The sequence below is a fragment of the Sphingomonas aestuarii genome (genome assembly GCF_054457155.1).
This window is the reverse complement of sequence record NZ_JBTKVV010000004.1, coordinates 214,822-237,325: the sequence shown is the minus strand read 5'-3', so window position 1 is coordinate 237,325 and position 22,504 is coordinate 214,822. Positions and strand designations below refer to the sequence as shown.

Sequence of the window (22,504 nt, the reverse complement as noted above, 5' to 3'; positions counted from 1 at the left end):
TGGGTACTTTGGCACTCAAAGGTCCGTCCATTGGCCCCGCCCGGACCCACTGTCATCAAGGCGTAACCTGATTGAAACAGAGGAGCGCCGGGTCGGATGCCACAACGCATTCCGACGCTTCGACTCCCACCGCTCCCCGATCAGGAGATCGCTTCGATGTTCCGACCGCTGGCATTTGCCGCTCTCGCCACGCTGACCCTCACCGCTTGCGGCGGCGGCGGCGGCAGCCAGGCATCGCGCGATCAATTGAAGATTGTCGGCTCCTCGACCGTCTATCCCTTCACTACCGCAGTCGCGGAACAGTTCGTCAATTCCCGCGGGCTGAAGGCGCCGGTGATCGAATCGACCGGCACCGGCGGCGGCTTCCGCTTCTTTTGTGCCGGCGTCGGCCCCCAGCATCCCGACATGACCAACGCATCGCGCCGCATGACGCCGAGCGAGTTCGACCTGTGCGCCCAGAACGGCGTGAACGAGATCATGGAAGTCCAGGTCGGGCTGGACGGCATCGCGCTCGCCAATGCGACCGGCGGCCCGGCATTCAGACTGACCCGCGCCGAAGTCTATCGCGCGCTCGCCGCGCAGCCGATGGGCCAGCCCAACACGGCAAAGCTGTGGTCGGACATCAACCCGTCGCTTCCGGCCATCCCGATTTCGGTGATGGGCCCGCCCTCGACCAGCGGCACGCGCGATTCGCTCGCCGAACTCATCATGCATCCGGGTTGCGAAGCGGCGTATCCGGAAGTGCTGGAAATCGAAAAGACCGACAAGGACCGCGCCGAGGAACTCTGCACCCGCGTCCGCGACGACGGCGTCTATGTCGATTCGGGCGAGAACGACAATCTGATCGTCCAGAAACTGGTCGCCAACCCGAACGCGGTTGGCGTGTTCGGTTTCTCCTATCTCGAGGAAAATGCCAGCCGCCTGAAAGGCGTCGTCATCGACGGGGTCGAGCCGACCTATCAGACCATCGCCGGCGGCCAGTATCCCGGCGCGCGTCCAATGTTCCTCTATGTCAAGAAACAGCACATGAAGGCGGTCCCCGGCATCCCTGAATTCCTGGCCGATTATGCCAGCGCGTGGGGCGATGACGGCCCGCTGACGCGCCGCGGCATGATCGCCAGCGGTGCGGAGGCGCGCCAGCGTTCGCAAGCCATCATCGATGCGCAGACCGTAATTACAAAGGCCGATCTGGAACAGTAACGCGCTCCTGCGCACCTGCCCCGACGCATCGTTCAAAGGCACCGGTCCGAACCCGTGAACATCTTCGCCCTTCTTTTCATGATCCTGGGCCTGGGCCTGATCGCCTGGCTGACCGCGCGGGCGCGCGCCGCGCGGTTCACGCGGGCCGGCAATGCCAAGCGGCTGCATTCGCTGCCCGGCCAGCATGGCTGGTATGTCGCGACCTGGGCGGTGATCCCGGCGCTGATCTTCCTTGTCCTGTGGGGATCGCTCAGCCCGTCACTGATCACCGAACAGGTGCTTCAGTCGCCCGCCGCCGCCCAGCTGCCCGCGTTCGGCTTCGAACGCGACACGATCCTGGCGGAAGCGCGCAGCATCGCCGAAGGGCGCAGCTTCGGTGCCTTCTATCCCGAATCCGAAGCCCTGGCGCCTGCCTATGACGCGGCGATCTCCCGCTACAACTGGATGGGCACGGGGATCGCCCTGATCCTGTCCTTTGCGTTCGGCCTGTTCGCCTTCACCCGCGTCAAGCCCGATTTCCGCGCCCGCACCCGGTTCGAACGCGCGGTGATGATACTGCTGCTGGTCGCCTCGCTGATCGCGATCCTGACCACGCTCGGCATCTTTCTGAGCCTGGTGTTCGAGAGCTTCCGCTTTTTCCAGATGGTGCCGATCACCGATTTCCTGTTCGGCACCAACTGGAGCCCCCAGGTGATCCGCGCCGACGATCCGGGCGAGACGTTGGGCGCGGTGCCGCTGTTCTGGGGCACCTTCTTCATCGGCGCGGTGATCGCCATGCTGGTCGCGATACCGTTCGGACTAATGAGCGCCATCTATCTGACGCAATATGCGCCCCCCGCCGTCCGCACCTGGATGAAGCCGATCCTTGAAATTCTCGCAGGGGTGCCCACCGTCGTGTACGGCTATTTCGCCGCGCTGACCGTCGCGCCGTTCATCCGAGATCTCGCGGTGTCGATGGGCTATACCTATGCGTCGAGCGAAAGCGCGCTCGCCGCAGGCGTCGTCATGGGGATCATGATCATTCCGTTCGTGTCGTCGATGGCCGACGATTCGATCGCCGCCGTCCCCACCGCGATGCGCGACGGTAGCCTGGCGATGGGCGCCACCACGTCGGAGACGATCAAGAAGGTGCTGCTCCCCGCTGCCCTTCCCGGCGTCGTCGCGGGCGTCCTGCTTGCGGTCAGCCGCGCGATCGGCGAGACGATGATCGTCGTCATGGCGGCATCGGGCGCGGCGACCATCTCGCTCAACCCGATGGAAAGCGCGACCACCGTCACCAAACAGATCGTCGATCTGCTGACCGGCGAAACCGCGTTCGACAGCCCCAAGACGCTGGCGGCCTTCGCGCTGGGCCTGACCCTGTTCATCATTACCTTCGTCCTCAACATCGTCGCGCTGCGCGTCGTCAAAAAATATCGTGAAGCCTATGAGTGAGAGCCTGGTCCCCGAGCTTCCCACCGGTCCGCAGGAACCGGCGGCGCGCGCGCCCACCGACTGGAAGACCGACGTCATGCAGAAGCGCATTCGTGCGCGCTATGCGAAGGAACGGCGTTTTCGCTTCTGGGGTCTGGCCGCGGTCGTCGGATCGGCCGGCTTCCTGGCCTTCCTGCTCGTCACCATGCTCTGGCAGGGGATTGGTGGGTTCCAGCGTGCCGAAATCGCGCTGCCGATCGATTTCCCGACGCTCGCGCTCGAAGTCACCCCCGACCAGCTCGACGATGCGGGCGCCGATCTGGCGCTGGCGAGCGCGGGGTTGCAGGAACAGGTGACGGTCGCCGCCATCGCCGCGTTTGGCGAGGACGGCGCGGGCTACATCTCCGACAGCGCGTGGACCTCGGTGCGCTCGGCGATCAAGTCCGACCCGTCGATCCTGCAAAAACGCGTGTCGATCGACGTCCCCGCCTCGCCTGCCATCGCGCTCGCGGTCAAGGGCGACGGCAACAACCCGGACGCCACTCAGGCTGCCGCCCGGTTGAAGGCGGACGGCGTGCTGTCGAACGGGTTCAACGTGGATTTCCTGACCGGTTCGGACGCGACCGATCCGACCGCGGTCGGCATCTGGGGCGCGCTCAAGGGATCGTTGCTGACGATGCTCATCACGCTGATGATCGCGTTTCCGATCGGCGTGTTCTCGGCCATCTACCTGGAAGAATATGCGCCCAAGAACCGCTGGACCGATTTGATCGAGGTGTCGATCAACAACCTCGCCGCCGTCCCCTCGATCATCTTCGGCCTGCTCGGGCTTGCGGTGTTCCTGTCGTTCATGAACCTGCCGCGGTCCGCGCCGCTGGTCGGCGGCATGACGCTGGCGCTGATGATCATGCCGGTCATCGTCATTGCAGGACGCAACGCGATCAAGGCGGTGCCGCCATCGATCCGCGACGCCGCGCTCGGCATCGGCGCCAGCCGCATCCAGGTCGTGTTCCACCACGTCCTGCCGCTCGCGCTGCCTGGCATCCTGACCGGCACGATCATCGGCATGGCGCGCGCGCTGGGCGAAACCGCACCGTTGCTCATGATCGGCATGCGCGCCTTCATCGCGACCCCGCCGGGCGGGGTGTTCGACCCTGCGACCGTGCTGCCGGTCCAGATCTTCCTCTGGTCGGATCAGGTCAGCCGCGGCTTCGTTGAAAAGACCTCTGCCGCGATCATCGTGCTCTTGGTGTTCCTGCTCGCGATGAACGCCGTCGCCATCTACCTCCGCAACCGTTTCGAGACCCGCTGGTAATGAATGAAATGACTCACAACCCGCCGGCCGCAGAAGCGCCCCAGCCGGTGACGCATCCCAAGATGCAGGCGCGCGGCGTCAACGTGTTCTACGGCGACAAGCGCGCGATCAAGGACGTGTCGATCGACGTCGACATGGACAATGTCGTCGCATTCATCGGTCCGTCGGGCTGCGGAAAATCGACCTTTCTGCGCACGCTGAACCGGATGAACGACACCATCCCGATCGCGCGGGTGGAAGGCGATATCAGCCTGGATGGCGAAGACATCTATTCGTCCGACATGGACGTGGTCCAGTTGCGCGCCCGTGTCGGCATGGTGTTCCAGAAACCCAATCCGTTTCCGAAATCGATCTTCGAAAACGTCGCTTACGGCCCGCGAATCCACGGCCTGGCGGGATCGAAAGGCGACCTCGACCGCATCGTCGAACAGTCGCTGCGTCGCGCCGGTCTGTGGGAAGAAGTAAAGGACCGGCTAGAGGATTCCGGCACCGCGCTGTCCGGCGGCCAGCAGCAGCGGCTGTGCATCGCGCGCGCCATTGCGGTCGATCCAGAGGTTATCCTGATGGACGAACCCTGTTCGGCGCTCGATCCGATCGCAACCGCCAAGATCGAGGAACTGATCCACGAACTGCGCGGCAAATACGCCATCGTGATCGTGACCCACAACATGCAGCAGGCCGCGCGCGTCAGCCAGAAGACCGCGTTCTTCCATCTCGGCCATCTGGTCGAATATGGCGACACGTCAGAGATTTTCACCAATCCGCGTCAGGAGCGGACCAAAGATTACATTACGGGCCGTTACGGCTGAGGATCAATATATGAACGAGCATACGGTAAAGGCGTTCGACGAGGATATCGGCCAGTTGCGCGGCCTGCTTGCGCAGATGGGCGGACTTGCCGAGGAAGCCATCGACAACGCGATGGATGCGCTGAAACGCCACGATCTCGACGCGGCGGCAGCGATCGTCGCGGGGGACAAGCGCATCGATGCGCTTGAGGCCGAAGTCGAGCGCCTTGCGGTACGCCTGATCGCGCTGCGCGCGCCGATGGCCGACGATCTTCGCGAAGTGGTCGCCGCGCTCAAGATCGCCAGCGTCCTCGAACGCATCGGCGATTACGCCAAGAACATTGCCAAGCGGGTCAAGGCCATCGACGGCAGGAACGTCATCGAGCCGCTGTCGCTGCTGCCGTCGATGGCGACGATGGCCAACGACATGGTGCGCGACGTCCTCAACGCCTTCGCCGCGCGCGATGCCGATGCCGCGCGGCGGGTGTGCGAACAGGACCGCGCCGTCGATGATTTCTACAATTCGATCTTCCGCACGCTGGTCACCTTCATGATGGAGAACCCCGCCTCGATCAGCCAGGCGGCGCACATGCTGTTCATCGCCAAGAATCTCGAGCGCGTCGGCGACCATGCCACCAACGTCGCCGAGATGGTCTATTACACCGCGACCGGCGAACATCTGGGCGATCGCGACGGCGGCGATATCATCGCCCCCATGAAGGGATAAGCGAGTATGCAGGCGAGGATGTTGCTGGTCGAGGATGACGCGGCGCTCGCCGAACTCCTCACCTATCATTTTAAGCGCGAGGAATTCGCGGTCACCCACACCCCCGATGGCGAGGAAGCGCTGCTGCTCGCCAGGGAAGCCACCCCCGACATCGTTCTGCTCGACTGGATGGTCGAGGGGCTGTCGGGGATCGAGGTCTGCCGCCGCCTGCGGCGCGCGCCCGAGACGGCGAACGTGCCGATCATCATGCTGACCGCGCGCGGCGAAGAAGAGGACCGGGTTCGGGGTCTGGAGACCGGTGCCGACGATTACGTCACCAAGCCGTTCTCGCCGCGCGAACTGGTCGCGCGCGTTCAGGCCGTGCTTCGCCGCGTCCGCCCCGCACTGGCGGGCGAAGGGCTGAGCTATGCCGACATCGAAATGGACACCGTCGGGCACAAGGTGAAACGCGCCGGAAAGACGCTGCAACTTGGCCCCACCGAGTTCCGGCTGCTCAAGCATTTCCTCGAACATCCCGGCTGGGTCTTTTCGCGCGAACGGCTGCTCGATGCGGTCTGGGGGCATGGCTCGGACATCGAGTTGCGCACCGTCGATGTGCATATCCGGCGGCTGCGAAAGGGCATCAACATCGACGGCACGCGCGACATCATCCGCACCGTGCGGTCCGCCGGATACGCCCTCGACGCGGGGGATTGAGCGCTCGCGGCGACCAGTCGTTACGGGAATGAGGGATAGATTCGCGGCTCCGCTCGTTGAGAAGGCCAGCGCATATGCGTTGACCCCGTAACGAAATCCAGGAGTTACGCCATGAAACTGATCGCTTTGGCCGCCGTGCTGGCGATGGGCGCCCCCGCAATCGCCCAGGATATGCCCGAACAAGATACGATGACCGAACAACCGGCAGGGACCACCGCAAATCCCGTCCCCGGTCAGGCCGCACCGCCGCCGCCCATGTCGCAGCAGGCGCCCACCGACGCGCCGATGCCCGCGCAGACGACACCACCCGCGTCGCAGCCGATGCAGCAGCCCGCGCAACAGCCGATGGCGAATGCGCCCGCAGGCGAGCCCACCGGCGGCTATCAGCCTTCCGCCCCGCCGCTGTCGGGCAGCCCGATGGCCGGACAGCAGGTAATCTTCCAGCCCGGCCCCTCGCCCGACCAGGCCTATCCCGCCCCCGCCCCGCTCGCCGAATATCCGGTGTGCAAGCGCGGCCAGACCGACAAGTGCCGCAACCCCGGCGGGCGTTGATCGGGCATTCCCACACCTGAAGGAGCGGGCTGTCCCGATGGGCGGCCCGTTTCATTAGAACCTCTCCGTTCGTGCTGAGCCTTCGACACGCTCAGCACGAACGGTTTTGGTTTTTACATCCCACCCTTTCGCATTAAGTAACCCCGCAAACATCCACCGGGGAGCGCACATCCATGTCCATCCGTTTCGACAACCGCGTCGCGATCGTCACCGGCGCAGGCGGCGGGCTGGGCCGCGGTTATGCGCTCGAACTCGCGCGGCGCGGGGCGAAGGTCGTGGTCAACGATCTGGGCGGATCGCGCGACGGCACCGGCCAGTCGGACGCTGCGCTCAAGGTCGTCGAGGAAATCGAGGCGATGGGCGGCGAAGCGATGGCGAACGGCGGCAGCGTCACCGACTATGCCCAGATGGTCGAAATGGTCGCAAAGGCCAAGGAACGCTTCGGCAGTGTCCATATCCTCATCAACAATGCCGGCGTCTTGCGCGACAAGAGCTTCGCCAAGATGGAGCCAGAGGATTTCACATTCGTCGTCGACGTCCACCTCAACGGATCGGCGAACTGCACCAAGGCGGTGTGGGACACGATGCGCGACCAGAATTACGGCCGCATCCTGATGACCGCATCCTCGACCGGCCTGTTCGGCAATTTCGGCCAGGCGAATTACGGCGCGGCCAAGCTCGGCCTCGCCGGGCTGACCAAGACCCTCTATCTCGAAGGCGCGAAATACAATGTCCGCGTCAACACCATCGCCCCGGTCGCGGGGACGCGGATGACCGAGGATATCTTTCCCGAAGCCGCCTTCGCGCTGTTCAAACCCGAAGCCGTCGCCCCCGCCGCGCTCTATCTGGTGTCGGAGGACGCGCCCTCGAACGCGATCGTCGGCGCGGGCGCCGGCGTGTTCCACGCCAGCTATGTGACGATGACCAAAGGCGTGCGGCTTCAGGGCGACGATCTGACACCCGAGGGCATCGCCGCGCATTGGGAACAGATCACCGACCGTTCGGGTGAGATCGTGCCCCAATCGGGCGGCGAACAGGCACAGGTGATCTTCGGGCATTTGCAGGGTTAAGCAGCACCACCCGCCGTCATTGCGAGCGCAGCGAAGCAATCCAGGGGTTTCCGTGCCGCGCTGGATTGCGTCGCTCCGCTCGCAATGACGCGATGCGCTGGCAACGCTGCTCAACGCCCTGGTGTATTGCCCATATAAACCACCCCTGCTATACCACCCTCCACAGGGAGGACATCATGTATAGCGAAAGCGATCTGAATGCGGCGGTGAAGGCCGGGGTGATCCCAGCTTCCGCCGCCGATGCGTTCCGCAACCATGTTGCCGCATCGCGCAGCACGCCTGCGGTCGATGAGGAACATTTCAAGCTGCTGACCGGGTTCAACGACATTTTCGTCGCGGTGGCACTCGCGCTCGTCCTATTCGCGATCGCGCAGGTCGGCGGATCGATCACCGAAGCGCTGGCGGGGGCGGGCGTTGCGGGGGCGAGCTGGTTCCTGGCCGAATATTTCACCCGGCGTCGCCGGATGGCGCTGCCGTCGATCCTGCTGCTGCTCGGTTTCGTCGGCGGGGTCGCGGCGACGCTCGTCGGCGCGGTGGTGGCGATCAATCCGCAATTTTCGGACCGGGTGGACGCGATCATCGTCGCGGGCATCGCGCTCGTCACCGCAGGCGCGGCCTGGCTGCACTGGACGCGGTTCATGGTCCCGATCACCGTCGCCGCCGGCGCCGCAGCGCTTGTCGGCGTGCTCGTCGGGCTGGTCAATTTCGCGGTGCCAGGACTGGACGAGGGCAATTGGCCGATCGTGCTGCTTGGCGGGCTGGGCGTGTTCGCGCTGGCGATGCGCTGGGACCTTTCGGATCGCGAACGCCGCACCCGGCGGTCGGACGTCGCCTTCTGGCTGCACCTCGCCGCCGCACCGATGATCGCGCATCCGATCTTTCAGATGCTGGGCGTGTTCGACGGGACGATCGGCGGCGGGATCGCGGTGCTCGTGCTCGCGCTCTACGTCTTCTTCGCGTTCGTCGCGCTGGCGATCGACCGCCGCGCGCTGCTCGTCTCCAGCCTCGCCTATGTCCTCTACGCGATGTACGCGCTGTTCCAGCAGGCGGGCGCGCTTGAACTGGGCGCGGCGTTTACCGGGCTCGTCATCGGCTCGGCGCTGCTGATGCTGTCGGCGCTGTGGCAGACGATCCGGCGCGCGGTCGTCGGGATGCTGGGGGATATGGGCAATCGCCTGCCCCCGGTTGCGCAAACGGTCTAACGAAACCCTCCCCCGTTCGCGCTCGTCGAGGCGCGAACGGGGTTTGAGATCGAATGCTTAGCTCTTGAGCATCGTCCGAATGAACCCGATCAGCCCGGTCTGGCGCGACCGCTTCAGCCGTTCCGCCGCCAGAATCGTCTTCACCTTTTCGAAGCACTGCTCGACATCGTCGTTGACGAGCACATAATCATAGCCGTCCCAGTGGCTGACCTCGTTCGCCGCGCGCGCCATCCGCGCCTCGATCACGGCCTGCGAATCGGTCGCGCGCTTTTCGAGTCGCTCGCGCAGGATCGGCATCGACGGCGGCAGGATGAACACGCGGACGACGTCGCCGCCTTTCAACTGGAACAATTGCTGCGCGCCCTGCCAGTCGATGTCGAACAGCACGTCCTGCCCCGCCGACAGCATTTCCTCCACCTGCGCGCGCGGCGTGCCGTAGCGGTGGTCGAAGACGTGCGCCCATTCGAGGAATTCGTTGTTGGCGACCGATTCGCGAAAGGTTTCCAGATCGACGAACTGGTAATCCTTGCCGTCGACTTCGCCAGGCCGCATCGGCCGCGTCGTCGCCGATACCGACATGCCGAGCGTCGGGTCCGACGCCAGCAGCTTGCGCGCGATGGTCGATTTTCCCGCGCCCGAGGGCGAGGAAAGGATGAACAGCACCCCACGGCGCTTGAATCCGTGCGGGTCGGTCTCGGGGATGGCGGCCATGCGCGCTAGTGGCGCGACCAAGCCCCCCGCGTCAAGCGCGAGGGGGGATGTCCGACATTATCGCATTGGAGTGTTGCGCGGCGATCAGGCGCGCGGCGGAACGCCCTTGCCCTTGCGGCGGTCATAGGCCTTCTTGGCGACATAGCCGCCACCCAGGATCAGGCCGAGCGGACCCATACGGCGCATCGCGCTCCCGGCGAGCCAGCCCAGTGCGGCACCCTTGGTCCCGCCCGATCCGCTGCGTCGATCCATTTCACGCCCGACCAATGCGCCGATGATCCGTCCGAACATGCTCGTTTCCCTTTGAGAATGACTTGGGTCCGATAGCGCATGATCGAAATGAAAGTTCCCGGTTGATCCTTGGCCCCAACCAAACTCCTGCGGATCAGGCTTCCCCCGCCGCCCAGCCCTTAACCCGACTTTCCACCACCGCCAGCGGCGCGGAGCCCCCCAGCAACACCGCATCGTGGAAATCCTTGAGCGCGAACCGCGCACCCATCGCCGCCTTCGCCTGCTCGCGCATCCGCGCGATCTCGGTATGACCCAATTTGTAGCTGGTCGCCTGGCCGGGCCAGACGATGTAGCGGTCGATTTCCCGCTCGGTCTCGCCCAGCGCCTGGCCGGTGACGTCGATCATGTAATCGATCGCCCGTTGCCGCCCCCAGCCCTTGGCATGGAGGCCGGTGTCGACGACGATCCGCGCGGCGCGCCACAGGAATGCCTGGAGATAGCCGATCCTGCCCAGCGGATCGTCGGCATATTCGCCGATCTCGTCACCCAGTTGCTCGGCATAGAGCGCCCAGCCCTCATTATAGGCGGAAAAACCCATCAACGTGAACAGCAGCGGCGTCGCCCCGCCCGACTGTTCCTGAACGGTCGCGCCCGCGAGCAGATGCCCCGGCACCCCTTCGTGATGGGTCAGCGTCGGCAGGCTCCATTTCGGCCAGTTGTTCATGTCCGCCAGGTTGATGAAATAGGTGCCGGGCGTGGACCCGTCGATCCGCCCAGCGCGCGCATAGGCGCCCGGTGCGCCCAGTTCGATCTCCACCGGCACGCGCTCGACGGTCATCGCGCCCGAGGGTGGGCGGTTGAACACTTCCCTCATGCGACCGCGCAGATGCGTCATCCGCGCACGAATATCGGTCAGGCATTGCTGCCGCCCCGCATCGGTGTTGGGATAGAGGTGCTGCGGGTCTTTGCCGAGCGCCATCAGCCGCGCGCCGACGCTGCCACGGGTCAGACCCTGCACCTTCAACAGCGCATCGGCCTGCGCGCTGAGTTCGGCGACCTGTTCGAGGCCGACCGCGTGTGCCGCCTCCGCGTTGAGCGAGGTCGTGGTGTGCCACGCCAGGCAATCGTCATAGAAGCGCGCGCCATCGGGTAGCGTCGAGACGCCCGTTCCGCCGGGCTTTGCCTTCAGCGCGACAAGCATTTCGCCTTGCCGGGCCAGCGCGCGCATCAGCCGACCGTCGACGATCGACGCGGCGCGGCTGCCCCAGTCGCCCGCCAGCCCGGCGGCGGCGGACTTTTCGACCAGCGCTTGCACCAGCCGCGACCGGTCGCCGCGCTGTTCGCCAAGGCTGCGGGTCTGTGCAATCGTCTTGTCGAGGATGAAATCGGGCGGCGCGACGCCCATCCCGGCATCGCCCGCGATGCGATCGCATTCCTGTTCGACGAGCCGCGCAAACCCATCGAGCCGCGCGAGATAGGCCTCCGCATCGGCAGCGGTCGCGACGGTATGCGAATCGATCAGCGTATTGGGGACCGATTGGTATGCGCCGGTCAGCTGGCTGACGACATAAGGAACCGGATAGCCGAAGCCGCCATAACCGCCGTAACGGTTGCGCACGAGACGCGCGGCAACGTCGGTGGTCCATTGCACGGTCTGCAACTGCTCGCTTACTGCCGGATCGAGCCCGTCGGCATCGAACCCGGCAAAGGTCGGCTGCGCCCTGGTGAAAACGCTCAGCACGTTGAACCGCCCGGCAGGCGACCCGTCCGCGACCTGCGATTTGAGCGCCGCGCGTGCGCCTGTATCGAGTCCACGTCCGGTCGCGCTCGTCGGGTTCACTCGCAAAATCTGTTCGGCCAGCACCGCGAACTGCGCCTCGAGCGACCCTTGCGCGCCCCGAAAGGCGAAAGCGCGCGCGGGAAGCGCGGTCAGCGCCGCGCTGCCAAGTGCGGATGCAATGAACTGCCGGCGGTCGAACAAGAAAAAACCTCCCGAAATGCGATGATTGCGGGAGGGTAGAAGGCTTGACGTCAGGGCGCAATCACGCGTCGCGCGCAGGCCTCGGTTCGTCGCCGCCCGTTACCGCATCGCCCAGCCGGTCCGCGCCCTCGCTGATTCCTTTCAGCACCAGCCAGCCCACCGCATAGGTAAAGGCGATCGGCGCCACGACCTTGACCAGCCCGCCGATGACAGCGCCCTTGATCGCGCCGTCCAATGGCGAATCGTCGCCGCTCGATGCATCCAGCGCGCCGCCGATCAGCGCACCCCATTTGATTCCGACCATTTTGACCGTTCCTGTTCCGTTGACTTGCGACTTCACCAACCAACCCCAGCCCCGTTCGTTTCTCGACTACGCTCGAAGCGGACGGAGATAAGGTGGATTCAGGCCAACAAAGCGATGGGAAGCGCGGTCAGTTCCCGACCATATGTGCCGGGCGCACCAGCCGGTCGAACGTCGCCTCGTCGACCAGCCCCAACTCCAGTCCCGCTTGCTTGAGGGTCAGGCCATTCTCGTGCGCGTGTTTGGCGATCTTTGCGGCATTGTCATAGCCGATTTCGGGCGCGAGCGCGGTGACCAGCATCAGCGATCGATCGACCAGTTCGGCGATGCGGGCGCGGTTCGGTTCGATCCCCTCCACGCAACGCTGCGCAAAGCTCTCCATCCCGATCGTGAGCAGTTCGATCGAGCGCAGCACGTTCGCGCCGATCAGCGGTTTGAACACATTGAGTTCGAGATGGCCCTGCAACCCGCCGATAGTGACTGCCTGATGGTTGCCCATCACCTGGGCGGCAACCATCGTCAGCATCTCGCACTGGGTCGGATTGACCTTGCCCGGCATGATCGAGCTGCCGGGTTCGTTGGCGGGCAGATCGATCTCGCCCAGCCCCGACCGCGGGCCGGAACCAAGCAGACGGATATCGTTGGCGATCTTGGTCAGCGCGACCGCCAGCGTGTTGAGCGTGCCCGACAGGTGAACCAGCGGATCGTTCGACGCCAGCGCCTCGAAGCTGTTTTCCGCGGACATGAAGCCGATGCCGGTAATCTCGCGCAGTTCGGAGCAGAAGTCCCGCGCAAAGCCGGCGGGCGCGTTCAGTCCGGTGCCGACTGCCGTCCCGCCCTGTGCCAGCCGGTTGGTGCCATGTTCGATGCCCGGTTCGATCCGCCGCTTCGCTCTGTAGAGCTGGTTGGCATAGCCTGAAAATTCCTGCCCCAGCGTCAGGGGCGTCGCGTCCTGCAAATGCGTGCGCCCGATCTTGACGATGTCCGCCCAAGCCTTCGCCTTCGTATCGAGCGCGGCGTGCAGCCGGTCCAGCGCGGGGAACAGCCGCGTGGTCGCGGCTATAGACGCGGCGATGTGGATTGCGGTGGGGAAGCTGTCGTTCGAGGACTGGCTGCGGTTCACGTCATCATTGGGATGCACCGGCAACTTGCCGCCGCGCGTGCCGGTCAGCATCTCGTTGGCGCGGCCCGCGATCACCTCGTTCAGATTCATGTTGGTCTGGGTGCCGCTGCCCGTCTGCCAGATGACAAGCGGGAACTGGTCGTCGAGCTTGCCCGCCGCGACCTCCGCCGCCGCCGCTTCGATGGCATCGGCCTTGGCCGCGTCCAGCCCGTGCCGCCGGTTCACCCGCGCCGCCGCCTGCTTCACCAGGCCCAGGCCGTGGACGATGCCGATCGGCATCCGTTCATGCGGCGGGAACGGGAAGTTGGCGATCGATCGCTGGGTCTGCGCGCCCCAATAGGCGTCGGCGGGGACCTCGATCGGGCCGATCGAGTCGGTTTCGGTGCGGGTGGTCATGAGGTTCAACCTGGGGCTTCGATCATGAAGCGCAACCCCGGGTTCATTCACCTCTCCGTTCGTTTCGAGCGAAGTCCAGAAACGTTGCGCTTGGGTCGCGTTTCTCGACTTCGCTCGAAACGAACGGAGAAGAACCGATTCTATTTCTTCCGCTTGAAATCCACCGCCACCACGTTCGACCCGTCCTCGGTTTTTGCGACCGGCTCGTCATTCTCCGCCGGATCGTGATGCGGTTCCTCGACCGCGTCATTGGCCTGGAAGCGCAGCTCGAAATTGACCGCCGGATCGTGGAAACCGGTAATCGCCGCAAACGGGATGTTCAGCATCGACGGCACCTGATTGAAGCTGAGGCCGACCGAGAATTTCGATTCCTCGACCTTCAGATCCCAATAGCGGTGCTGGATGACGATCGTCATTTCGTCGGGGAAGCGCTCGATCAGGCGATCGGGGATATCGACGCCTGCGGCCTGGGTCTTGAACGTGATGTAGAAATGATGCGTGCCGGGCAGCGCGCCCGACGATTCGACTTGGCGCAGCACGCGACCCACCACCGCGCGCAATGCCTCCTGCACGATTTCGTCATAGGGAATCAGGCTGTCGGGCAGGGTGTCGCTCATGCCCCCGTTGCTAAAGACTAGAGCCTGCGCGTCAAGCTGTGCGTATGCCTTATGCTTGACAGCAAGCGGCACCGGCCCCCTCCCCCACCCGACCTCCCATTCAGCATATTCTGTGGGAGGTCGGGTGGGGGAGCGGGCCGGTGCCGCAGGAATGCGCCTCGGCGCATTCTCAAATGACTCGCTCACAAGCAGGGCTACGTTGCAAGCGCACACGCCCACGCTATGTGGGTGCCCATGCGCACCGCCACTGTCACCCGCAACACCGCCGAAACCGCGATCGACGTCACCGTCAACATCGACGGGACGGGCCAATATTCGGTATCCACCGGCATCGGTTTCCTCGATCACATGGTCGAGCAACTGTCGCGCCATTCGCTGATCGACATCGCCATGACGGTGAAGGGCGACCTGCATATCGACCAGCATCACACGGTCGAGGATTCGGCCCTCGCGCTGGGCGAAGCGGTGGCCAAAGCGCTGGGCGACAAGCGCGGCATCCGCCGCTACGGCGACGCGCTCAGCCCGATGGACGAGACGCTCACGCGCGTCGCGCTCGACATTTCGGGGCGACCCTATCTCGTCTTCGATGTCGCGTTCTCGCAACCCCGGCTGGGCGAGATGGATACCGAGATGTTCGAACACTGGTTCCACAGTTTCGCACAGACCGCCGGGCTGACCCTCCACGTCGAGACGCTCCACGGCAGCAACAACCATCATATCGCCGAGGCCGCCTACAAAGGCCTCGCCCGGTCGCTCCGCGCGGCGGTCGAGATCGACCCGCGCAAGGCCGATGCGATCCCGTCGACCAAGGGGGTGCTGTGATGGCGATCCGTCCGATGGCACCGTGCTCGCTCGTACTGCTGACTTATGTGAAGCCGATCGAGGAAATCGACCGTCTGCGCCCGGCCCATGTCGAATGGATTGAACGCGCGATGGCGGAAGGTGTGATGCTGCTCGCCGGACGACGCACGTCCGCAACCGGCGGCGTGTTGCTGTTCCGCGGCACACCGGAGATGGTCGAGCCAGTCGCGAAATCCGACCCGTTCGTGACCGAAGGCGCGGCGACGATGGAATTGGTGTCGTTCACCGCCAGCTTTGCCGCGGACGCGATGGACGGGCTGTTCGAGTGACCCTGGCGCTGATCGATTACGGCGCGGGCAATCTTCATTCGGTCCACAACGCGCTGAAGGCGGCCGGCGGCGATGCAACGATCACCGCCGATGCCGATGGGGTGCGTCGCGCCGACCGCATCGTCCTGCCCGGCGTCGGCGCGTTTGCGGCGTGCATGGCCGGGCTGACGGCGATCCCCGGCATGGTGGGGGCGCTGCGCGCGCGCGTGCTCGCGGACGGCGTACCGTTTCTGGGGGTGTGCGTGGGGATGCAGTTGCTCGCCGACGAAGGGCACGAGCATGGCGTGACGCCGGGACTGGGCTGGGTGCCCGGCAAGGTCGTCGCGCTGACCCCGACCGACCCCAGCGTACGCGTCCCGCATATGGGGTGGAACGACGTGCTGCCCACCGCGTCGCACCCGCTGGTCGAACCGGGCGAAGCCTATTTCCTCCACAGCTACCAGTTCGACGCCGCCGATCCCGCGCAGGTGATCGCGACGACCGATCATGGCGGCCCGGTGGTCGCCGCGGTCGGGCGCGACAACGTGCTTGGCGTCCAGTTCCACCCCGAAAAAAGCCAGCGCTACGGGATCGCGCTGCTCGAAAGGTTTCTTGCATGGCGGCGCTGACGATCTTTCCCGCGATTGACCTCAAAGGCGGTCAGGTCGTCCGGTTGGCCGAAGGCGATATGGACCGCGCCACCGTTTACGGCGACGATCCGGCGGCACAGGCGGCGGCGTTCGCTGCTGCGGGCGCGGATCACCTGCACATCGTCGACCTCGACGGCGCGTTCGCCGGCCAGTCGGTCAATGGCGATGCGGTTGCCGCCGCGATCCGTGCCTTTCCGGGGCGCATCCAGGTCGGCGGCGGCATCCGGGGTCGCGATCAGGTCGAACGCTGGCTGGCGCTGGGCGTGGCGCGCGTGGTGATCGGCACCGCAGCGTTGACCGATCCCGATTTCGTGCGCGAAGCCGCCGCTGCCTATCCCGGCCAGATTGTCGTCGCGGTCGATGCGCGCGACGGGTTCGTCGCCACCCAGGGCTGGGCCGATGTGTCGGACGTGTCCGCGGTCGACCTGGCCAGGCGGTTCGAGGATGCGGGGGTGGCGGCTTTGCTGTTCACCGATGTCGGGCGCGACGGATTGCTGAAAGGGTGCAATGTCGAGGCAACGGTGGCGCTCGCCCGCGCAGTGTCGATTCCCGTGATCGCCAGCGGCGGGGTCGCGGGGATCGAGGATGTTCACGCGCTCGTGCCGCATGTCGTGGACGGTGTGGAAGGCGTGATTACGGGCCGTGCGCTGTATGACGGGCGGCTGGACCTGGCCGAAGCGGTTCGGGTAGGCAGAGGGTGAGCCACGTACCCCCCACCAACCGTTCGTTTCGAGCGAAGTCGAGAAACGCATTTCGCGCGCCAAGCTCAGGTTTCTCGACTTCGCTCGAAACGAACGGGGTAAGGCTGGGCCATCCATGACCGTACGCGCGCGCGTTATCCCCTGTCTCGACGTGGCCGATGGCCGCGTGGTGAAGGGCGTGAACTTCGTTAACCTGCGCGACGCGGGCGATCCGGTGGAGATCGCGCGCGCCTATGACGCGGCGGGGGCCGACGAACTCTGCTTCCTCGACATCTCCGCCAGCCATGAAGGGCGCGGCACCCTGATCGATCTGGTGCGTCGCACGGCAGAGGTCTGTTTCATGCCGCTGACGGTCGGCGGCGGGGTCCGCACCGTGGACGATGCGCGCGCGCTGCTGCTGGCGGGCGCGGACAAGGTCGCGGTCAATTCCGCCGCCGTCGCCAACCCCCAGGTCGTCGCCGACATCGCGACCCGCATGGGCAGCCAGTGCATCGTCGCCTCGATCGACGCGCGGCAGACGGCCCCCGGCACATGGGAAATCTTCACCCACGGCGGCAGGCGCGCGACCGGCATCGATGCCGTCGACCACGCGCTCAACCTGACCGAACTCGGCGCCGGCGAATTGCTCGTCACCTCGATGGACCGCGACGGCACGCGCGACGGCTATGACCTCGCGCTCGTCCGCACCATCGCCGACCGGGTAAGCGTGCCGGTGATCGCCAGCGGCGGCGTCGGCACCCTGGCGCATCTGGTCGAGGGGATTCGCGACGGCCATGCCAGCGCGGTGCTGGCCGCCTCGATCTTCCATTTCGGCGAGGCGACCGTGGCCGATGCGCATGCGGCGCTTGCCGATGCGGGGATACCGGTGCGCGGGAAGATTTAACGCATCGCCCGGACAAGGCCTGCGACGAACAGCCCCCACCCCAAAGCCATCGACGCGCTACTGCCCAGCACGATGATCGAAACCAGCGTTTCCGTGAGGCGATCCGCGCTGTAACCGGCACCGGCAATCGGCAGGCTGCTGCTCGCGCCGGTCGCAGCCGACAGCGTCAGTCCGATCCACAATCCGAACATTCCCACGATGATCGTCCATTTCCCCGCAGCGGCAACACGCTGGCCGAGATTCGTCGCCTGCCATGCGACCCCGGCAATCATCATCGCCATGCCACTCTGCACGGCGGTCAGGTGCGCGGATAGCGCCATCCGGGGATTTGCAAAGGATTGAACGAGAGCGCCCTGAAGCAATCCGAAAAGGAACAGGACGGCGCCTGCGGCTATCAAGGTTCGCTGTGCCGTGGTGAAGCTCATCCGCCGTCCCCCTGCCTGCACTCTATCGCCGGTCTGGTCTGGAGTCGTCCGATTTAGACGGTTTTACCGTCACGCCCCTTCCCTTCCGCATTCCGGCGCTAAACCTTTCCGCAACCCCTCCACGCTAGCATATGGGTCATGTTCCGCCCGCCTGTCCTGGCCGCCATCGCCCTCGTCGTCGCGCCCGTGCACGCAAGCGCGCCGCATGTCATCGAACGCAACGGGTTCGAACTGTCGGATCTCGCCATGTTCGTGGTTGCCGCGGGCGGCGTCTGGTTCGCCCGCGCGGCGATGCGTCGCCGGAAGCGCAAGTCGAAGGATTGACGCGCGCGGCGGTCCGCGCCACGCACCCCCTCATGTCCGACCCCCTCGACCGCCTCGAAGCCACGATCCGCGACCGCCTGAACGGCGATCCTGCCTCATCCTATGTCGCGCGCCTGTCGGCGGGCGGCACCGCGCAGATCGCTCAGAAGGTCGGCGAGGAAGCGACCGAGACGGTGATCGCCGCGCTGGCCACCCCGGACAAGCTGGCGTCGGAAGCCGCCGATCTGGTGTTTCACCTCCTCGTGCTGCTGGCCGATCGCGGCCTGTCGCTCGACGATGTACGCGCCGAACTCGCGCGGCGCGAAGGGGTGTCGGGGATCGAGGAAAAGGCCGGACGGGCTGCCACTTAGGCCCACACCCCTGCTTTCCTTCATCGTCATTCCCGCGAAGGCGGGAATGACGGCTAAAAATCCCGTAAAGGATCGGCGCTGGCATCTCAGGCCGCACGCGTTAGGTTCCCCTCGCCTGATACCCAAGCCTTCGCTGGGTGACGGACACTGTTCAAGAGGAAGCCCATGCCGATCGACGCCACCCAACCCTATGACGACGACAATATCTTCGCGCGCATCCTCCGCGACGAAATCCCGTCGAAGCGCGTCTATGAGGACGACCATGCCGTCGCGTTTCACGACATCAATGCTCAGGCGCCGACGCATATCCTCGTCATTCCGCGCGGACGGTACGTGTCGTGGGACGATTTCACTGCGACCGCCTCCGACGCCGAAATATCGGGCTTTATCCGTGCGGTAGGCCATGTCGCGCGCGAAGCGGGGTTGGTCGAACCCGGCTATCGCCTGCTCGCCAACACCGGGATGGATGCGCATCAGGAAGTGCCCCACCTTCACGTCCATATCGTTGCCGGAAAACCACTCGGGCCTATGCTTTCGAGGTAAAGCCGGTTAGCAATGCCCGCACAAGACGGTAACGGGAGAGCGTAGGAATGGCGATTTCGGGCGCGCAAGCAGGTTCGGATTCATCTTCCACAGCGAAGCCCCTCTGGTCTTCCAAATTCGCGTTTATCATGGCCGCCGTCGGTTCGGCGGTCGGTCTGGGCAATCTCTGGCGATTTCCTGCCGAAGCGGGCGCGAACGGCGGAGGCGCGTTCGTTTTATTCTATGCAATCTGCGTCGCACTGATCGGGTTGCCGCTGTTGATCTCGGAAATCCTGATCGGACGGCACGGCCAAAGCTCGGCGGTGGAAAGCACCATCCAGACCGCTCGCGATTCCAATGCGTCGCCGAAATGGGCGGTATTGGCGGGGATCGGCGTCCTCGCCGCCTTCATGATCCTCAGCTTCTATTCGGTCGTGGCGGGCTGGGTTCTCTATTATATCGGCGTGTTCGTCGGCGATGTGGGATCGGCGATCACCGACGGCACGATTGCCGGCGGTGCGTTTGCCGGGCAACCCGAAGGCGCCGTCGAAGCGTTGCTGCCGCGCCTGTTCGGCGATCCCGTCTTGCTGATCGTGCTGCACGGCGCATTCATGGCGGTCACCGCCTTCTTCATCGCGCGCGGCGTGTCCAATGGGATCGAGTTCGTCGCCATCTGGCTGATGCCGGCGTTTTTCGTGATCTTCCTCATGATCACGCTCTACGGTGCGTTCACCGGCGCTTTTTCCGAAGCGGTCGCGTTCCTGTTCGCGTTCGAACCCGACCGGCTGTTCCACGGCCCGGTGATGCTGTCGGCGCTGGGGCAGGCGTTCTTCTCGCTGTCGCTGGGGTCGGCGATGATGATCACCTATGGCGCCTATGCCGGACGCGGCACGAACATCGGCCAGTCATCGGCGATCATCTCGGTCGCCGATACCGGCGTTGCGGTGATTGCCGGGCTGGCGATTTTCCCGATCGTCTTTGCCGCCGGGCTGGATGTGGCGGCGGGTCCGACGTTGATGTTCCAGACGCTGCCGGTGGCGTTTCAATCGATGCCGTTCGGGTCGGTCATCGGGTTGTTCTTCTTCGTGATGGTCGGTTTTGCCGCCCTCACCTCGTCGATCGCGCTGCTGGAGGCACCGGTATCCTGGGCGATCAAGCGGTTCGGGATCGCGCGGCCGACGGTTGCGATCGCCCTCGCTCTGCTGGCCTTTGCGATCGGGGTTTTGTCGGCGCTGTCGTTCAACAGCCTCGCCGATTTCCGCCCCCTGGGTTTCTGGCCGCTATTTGCCGAAGCGAATTTCTTCGACGCGGTGGACGGGGTCACGAGCAAGATCCTGCTGCCGCTGTCGGGATTGCTGACCGCGATCTTCGTCGGCTGGATCGCCGATCGGCGACTGACCGATGCGGAAAACGGCTTGTCCGGTCCGCTCCAGCCGCTGTGGCGCTTTCTGGTGGCATGGCTGTGCCCGATCGCACTGACCGTCATTCTGATCGCCGGCATCTTTCCCGGCATTGCGGGCTGACAAGTCGGTTCGCGTTGGATAGCGTGACGATCGCGTAACAGAGTAAGGGGGCAAGGACATGGCGGCAGCACAGGCCGACGAAGCGGCAACGGTCGGATTGATCGATCGCGTCACCAACGTCTCGGACTTTATCTGGGGCGGGACGTGGGACGGGGTTCAGGTCATTCCCCTGCCGCCGATGGTCGTCATCCTGTTCGGGGTCGGCATCTATCTGATGCTGGGTCTGCGCTTCTATCCGCTTCGCAACCTGTGGCCTGCACTAAAGGGGCTGTTCGCCAAATCCCCCGACAAGAAGGGCAAGGGCGAAATCTCGTCCTTTGCCGCCTTGTCGACCGCGCTGTCGGGCCAGGTCGGCACCGGAAATCTGGCGGGGGTCGCCACCGCGATCGCGCTGGGCGGTCCGGGTGCGATCTTCTGGATGTGGATCACCGCGCTGATCGGCATGGCGCTGTCCTTTGCCGAAGGGGCGCTGGCCATCCGCTACCGCGAAATCACCCCCGAAGGTCATTATCGCGGTGGCCCGATGAGCTATATCCAGTTCGGCCTCGGCCCCAAATGGAAATGGCTCGCCATCGTCTTTTCGATCGGCCTGATGTGCTCCGCGATCGTGACCGGGAACATGATCCAGGCCAATTCGGTCGGTGCCAGCTTTACCCAATTGACCGGGTGGGATGCCTGGGTCGGCGGCGTGATCACCGCCATTTTCGTGCTGATCGTCATTCTGGGCGGCATCAAGTCGATCGGTACCGTGGCCGAAAAGCTGGTGCCGACGATGGCGGCAGCCTATCTGCTGCTTGCGCTGATCGCGATCCTCATCAACATCGACGAAATTCCGGGCACGTTCGCGCTGATTTTCCACGGGGCATTCAACCCGCAATCGGCGGCCGGCGGCTTTACCGGGGCGATGATCATCATCGCGTTGCGCGCGGGCGTCGCGCGCGGACTGTTCTCGAACGAAGCCGGGCAGGGCTCGACCCCGATCGCACACGCCGTGGCAAAGACCACCGATCCCGCGCTGCAGGGCCGTTTCGCGATGATGGGCACGTTCATCGACACGATCGTCATCTGCACCATGACCGCCCTCGTCATCCTGACGGTGGAGGGGTCGTTCACTTCGGTCGATCCGGCGACCGGCGCGGTGCTGTCCCAGCCTCATGCCTGGATGTCGGACCTCAAAGGATTCGACATGACCGCCGGTGCGATGTCGGCGGCCTTCCCGTTCCTGATCGCGGGCATTCCGCTGGGCGCGCTGATCGCGTCGGTCGCGCTGATCCTGTTCGTGTTCACCACGTTGCTCGCCTGGGCCTATTACGGGGAGCGGGCGGTCACCCATGTGCTGGGCGAATGGGCGATCCTGCCGTGGCGGCTGCTGTGGTGCGTGATGATCTGGGTGGGCAGTTTCCAGGAGCTCGAACTGGTCTGGCGAATGGGCGACATTTCCAACGCGGCGATGGCGTTGCCGAACCTGCTGGCACTGGCGCTGTTGTCGGGCGTCGTGTTCCGCCTGGCCAAGGGCGAACGGTCGGCGGGGATCGATCATGGACGCGACACGCCGGACGAATTGATCGACGACCCCGCGCAATCCCCTCAAACACGGTAACGCGCCGACGACCTGCCCCTGACGGCAACCAGAATTGCGGATCCAAATGCGGACCGCACTCGGACGCCGAAATTTTGGATTGCGCGCCGTGCAA

At 65.0% G+C, this 22,504-nt stretch carries 26 protein-coding genes; 19 read left to right on the top strand and 7 right to left on the bottom strand.

What is annotated here, in order from left to right; all coding sequences use genetic code 11:
* Positions 1 to 156 precede the first annotated feature (156 nt).
* From ACX0GZ_RS09450 to ACX0GZ_RS09410, 9 genes are all read left to right on the top strand, one after another.
* Positions 157 to 1,200 carry a substrate-binding domain-containing protein gene (locus ACX0GZ_RS09450; protein WP_458815740.1) on the top strand — a complete coding sequence of 348 codons (1,044 nt, stop codon included), beginning with the start codon at positions 157 to 159 and terminating at the stop codon, positions 1,198 to 1,200.
* A gap of 78 nt (positions 1,201 to 1,278) precedes the next feature.
* Complete coding sequence (pstC, locus tag ACX0GZ_RS09445; protein ID WP_458815738.1) at positions 1,279 to 2,634, top strand: phosphate ABC transporter permease subunit PstC; 1,356 nt, start codon at positions 1,279 to 1,281, stop codon at positions 2,632 to 2,634.
* Positions 2,627 to 3,928, top strand: coding sequence for a phosphate ABC transporter permease PstA (gene pstA, locus ACX0GZ_RS09440; protein WP_458815736.1), 1,302 nt, complete (start codon positions 2,627 to 2,629; stop codon positions 3,926 to 3,928). The genes pstC and pstA overlap by 8 nt, the downstream gene beginning before the upstream one ends.
* Positions 3,928 to 4,737 (top strand): phosphate ABC transporter ATP-binding protein PstB, encoded by an 810-nt coding sequence (gene pstB / locus ACX0GZ_RS09435; protein WP_458815734.1) that lies wholly within the window; start codon positions 3,928 to 3,930, stop codon positions 4,735 to 4,737. The genes pstA and pstB overlap by 1 nt, the downstream gene beginning before the upstream one ends.
* Positions 4,738 to 4,747: 10 nt before the next feature.
* Entirely contained in the window at positions 4,748 to 5,443 is a 696-nt protein-coding gene (phoU, locus tag ACX0GZ_RS09430; protein ID WP_458815732.1) for a phosphate signaling complex protein PhoU, read from the top strand.
* A 6-nt stretch (positions 5,444 to 5,449) separates the two neighbouring features.
* Positions 5,450 to 6,139, top strand: a complete 690-nt coding sequence (phoB, locus tag ACX0GZ_RS09425) for a phosphate regulon transcriptional regulator PhoB (protein ID WP_458815730.1) — start codon at positions 5,450 to 5,452, stop codon at positions 6,137 to 6,139.
* A 111-nt stretch (positions 6,140 to 6,250) separates the two neighbouring features.
* Positions 6,251 to 6,691: a hypothetical protein gene (locus ACX0GZ_RS09420; protein ID WP_458815728.1), complete on the top strand. Its 441-nt coding sequence runs from the start codon at positions 6,251 to 6,253 to the stop codon at positions 6,689 to 6,691.
* Between the two features lie 173 nt (positions 6,692 to 6,864).
* Positions 6,865 to 7,761: an SDR family NAD(P)-dependent oxidoreductase gene (locus tag ACX0GZ_RS09415; RefSeq protein WP_458815726.1), complete on the top strand. Its 897-nt coding sequence runs from the start codon at positions 6,865 to 6,867 to the stop codon at positions 7,759 to 7,761.
* Between the two features lie 176 nt (positions 7,762 to 7,937).
* Complete coding sequence (locus tag ACX0GZ_RS09410) at positions 7,938 to 8,963, top strand: hypothetical protein (RefSeq protein WP_458815724.1); 1,026 nt, start codon at positions 7,938 to 7,940, stop codon at positions 8,961 to 8,963.
* A gap of 57 nt (positions 8,964 to 9,020) precedes the next feature.
* Here ACX0GZ_RS09410 and gmk read toward each other — a convergent pair whose 3' ends face one another.
* The 6 genes from gmk to ACX0GZ_RS09380 all read right to left on the bottom strand — a co-directional run bounded on the left by gmk (position 9,021) and on the right by ACX0GZ_RS09380 (position 14,323).
* Positions 9,021 to 9,674 carry a guanylate kinase gene (gene gmk / locus ACX0GZ_RS09405; RefSeq protein ID WP_458815722.1) on the bottom strand — a complete coding sequence of 218 codons (654 nt, stop codon included), beginning with the start codon at positions 9,672 to 9,674 and terminating at the stop codon, positions 9,021 to 9,023.
* Positions 9,675 to 9,758: 84 nt separating this feature from the next.
* Positions 9,759 to 9,965 carry a hypothetical protein gene (locus tag ACX0GZ_RS09400; protein ID WP_458815720.1) on the bottom strand — a complete coding sequence of 69 codons (207 nt, stop codon included), beginning with the start codon at positions 9,963 to 9,965 and terminating at the stop codon, positions 9,759 to 9,761.
* Between the two features lie 94 nt (positions 9,966 to 10,059).
* The gene (locus tag ACX0GZ_RS09395; RefSeq protein ID WP_458815718.1) at positions 10,060 to 11,886 is read right to left on the bottom strand and encodes a DUF885 domain-containing protein; all 1,827 of its coding nucleotides are present in this window, start codon (positions 11,884 to 11,886) and stop codon (positions 10,060 to 10,062) included.
* A 61-nt stretch (positions 11,887 to 11,947) separates the two neighbouring features.
* The gene (locus ACX0GZ_RS09390; RefSeq protein WP_458815716.1) at positions 11,948 to 12,190 is read right to left on the bottom strand and encodes a hypothetical protein; all 243 of its coding nucleotides are present in this window, start codon (positions 12,188 to 12,190) and stop codon (positions 11,948 to 11,950) included.
* Between the two features lie 127 nt (positions 12,191 to 12,317).
* A complete protein-coding gene (gene fumC / locus ACX0GZ_RS09385; RefSeq protein ID WP_458815714.1) occupies positions 12,318 to 13,706 on the bottom strand; it encodes a class II fumarate hydratase in 1,389 nt (462 codons plus the stop codon).
* Positions 13,707 to 13,846: 140 nt separating this feature from the next.
* The gene (locus tag ACX0GZ_RS09380; RefSeq protein WP_458815712.1) at positions 13,847 to 14,323 is read right to left on the bottom strand and encodes an SspB family protein; all 477 of its coding nucleotides are present in this window, start codon (positions 14,321 to 14,323) and stop codon (positions 13,847 to 13,849) included.
* 234 nt (positions 14,324 to 14,557) lie between these two features.
* Here ACX0GZ_RS09380 and hisB point away from each other — a divergent pair, with 234 nt between their 5' ends.
* The 5 genes from hisB (at position 14,558) to hisF (ending at position 17,666) form a co-directional block, all read left to right on the top strand.
* Entirely contained in the window at positions 14,558 to 15,145 is a 588-nt protein-coding gene (gene hisB / locus ACX0GZ_RS09375) for an imidazoleglycerol-phosphate dehydratase HisB (RefSeq protein ID WP_458815710.1), read from the top strand.
* On the top strand, positions 15,145 to 15,453 hold the full coding sequence (locus ACX0GZ_RS09370; RefSeq protein ID WP_458815708.1) for a YciI family protein: 309 nt from the start codon (positions 15,145 to 15,147) through the stop codon (positions 15,451 to 15,453). The genes hisB and ACX0GZ_RS09370 overlap by 1 nt, the downstream gene beginning before the upstream one ends.
* Positions 15,450 to 16,061, top strand: coding sequence for an imidazole glycerol phosphate synthase subunit HisH (gene hisH / locus ACX0GZ_RS09365; protein WP_458815706.1), 612 nt, complete (start codon positions 15,450 to 15,452; stop codon positions 16,059 to 16,061). The genes ACX0GZ_RS09370 and hisH overlap by 4 nt, the downstream gene beginning before the upstream one ends.
* On the top strand, positions 16,049 to 16,783 hold the full coding sequence (hisA, locus tag ACX0GZ_RS09360; protein ID WP_458815704.1) for a 1-(5-phosphoribosyl)-5-[(5-phosphoribosylamino)methylideneamino]imidazole-4-carboxamide isomerase: 735 nt from the start codon (positions 16,049 to 16,051) through the stop codon (positions 16,781 to 16,783). The genes hisH and hisA overlap by 13 nt, the downstream gene beginning before the upstream one ends.
* Positions 16,784 to 16,898: 115 nt before the next feature.
* Complete coding sequence (gene hisF, locus ACX0GZ_RS09355) at positions 16,899 to 17,666, top strand: imidazole glycerol phosphate synthase subunit HisF (protein WP_458815702.1); 768 nt, start codon at positions 16,899 to 16,901, stop codon at positions 17,664 to 17,666.
* Here the strand turns inward: hisF and ACX0GZ_RS09350 are convergent.
* Positions 17,663 to 17,986 carry a hypothetical protein gene (locus tag ACX0GZ_RS09350; protein ID WP_458815700.1) on the bottom strand — a complete coding sequence of 108 codons (324 nt, stop codon included), beginning with the start codon at positions 17,984 to 17,986 and terminating at the stop codon, positions 17,663 to 17,665. The genes hisF and ACX0GZ_RS09350 overlap by 4 nt on opposite strands.
* A gap of 243 nt (positions 17,987 to 18,229) precedes the next feature.
* On the opposite strand from ACX0GZ_RS09350, the gene ACX0GZ_RS09345 reads away from it, so the two are divergent.
* From ACX0GZ_RS09345 to ACX0GZ_RS09325, 5 genes are all read left to right on the top strand, one after another.
* A complete protein-coding gene (locus tag ACX0GZ_RS09345; protein ID WP_458815698.1) occupies positions 18,230 to 18,415 on the top strand; it encodes a hypothetical protein in 186 nt (61 codons plus the stop codon).
* A gap of 32 nt (positions 18,416 to 18,447) precedes the next feature.
* Positions 18,448 to 18,765 carry a phosphoribosyl-ATP diphosphatase gene (locus tag ACX0GZ_RS09340; protein WP_458815696.1) on the top strand — a complete coding sequence of 106 codons (318 nt, stop codon included), beginning with the start codon at positions 18,448 to 18,450 and terminating at the stop codon, positions 18,763 to 18,765.
* Between the two features lie 165 nt (positions 18,766 to 18,930).
* Positions 18,931 to 19,308 (top strand): histidine triad nucleotide-binding protein, encoded by a 378-nt coding sequence (locus tag ACX0GZ_RS09335; protein ID WP_458815694.1) that lies wholly within the window; start codon positions 18,931 to 18,933, stop codon positions 19,306 to 19,308.
* A 47-nt stretch (positions 19,309 to 19,355) separates the two neighbouring features.
* Positions 19,356 to 20,810 (top strand): sodium-dependent transporter, encoded by a 1,455-nt coding sequence (locus ACX0GZ_RS09330; RefSeq protein ID WP_458815692.1) that lies wholly within the window; start codon positions 19,356 to 19,358, stop codon positions 20,808 to 20,810.
* Between the two features lie 58 nt (positions 20,811 to 20,868).
* Positions 20,869 to 22,410, top strand: coding sequence for an alanine/glycine:cation symporter family protein (locus ACX0GZ_RS09325; protein ID WP_458815690.1), 1,542 nt, complete (start codon positions 20,869 to 20,871; stop codon positions 22,408 to 22,410).
* The last annotated feature ends 94 nt before the right edge of the window (positions 22,411 to 22,504 follow it).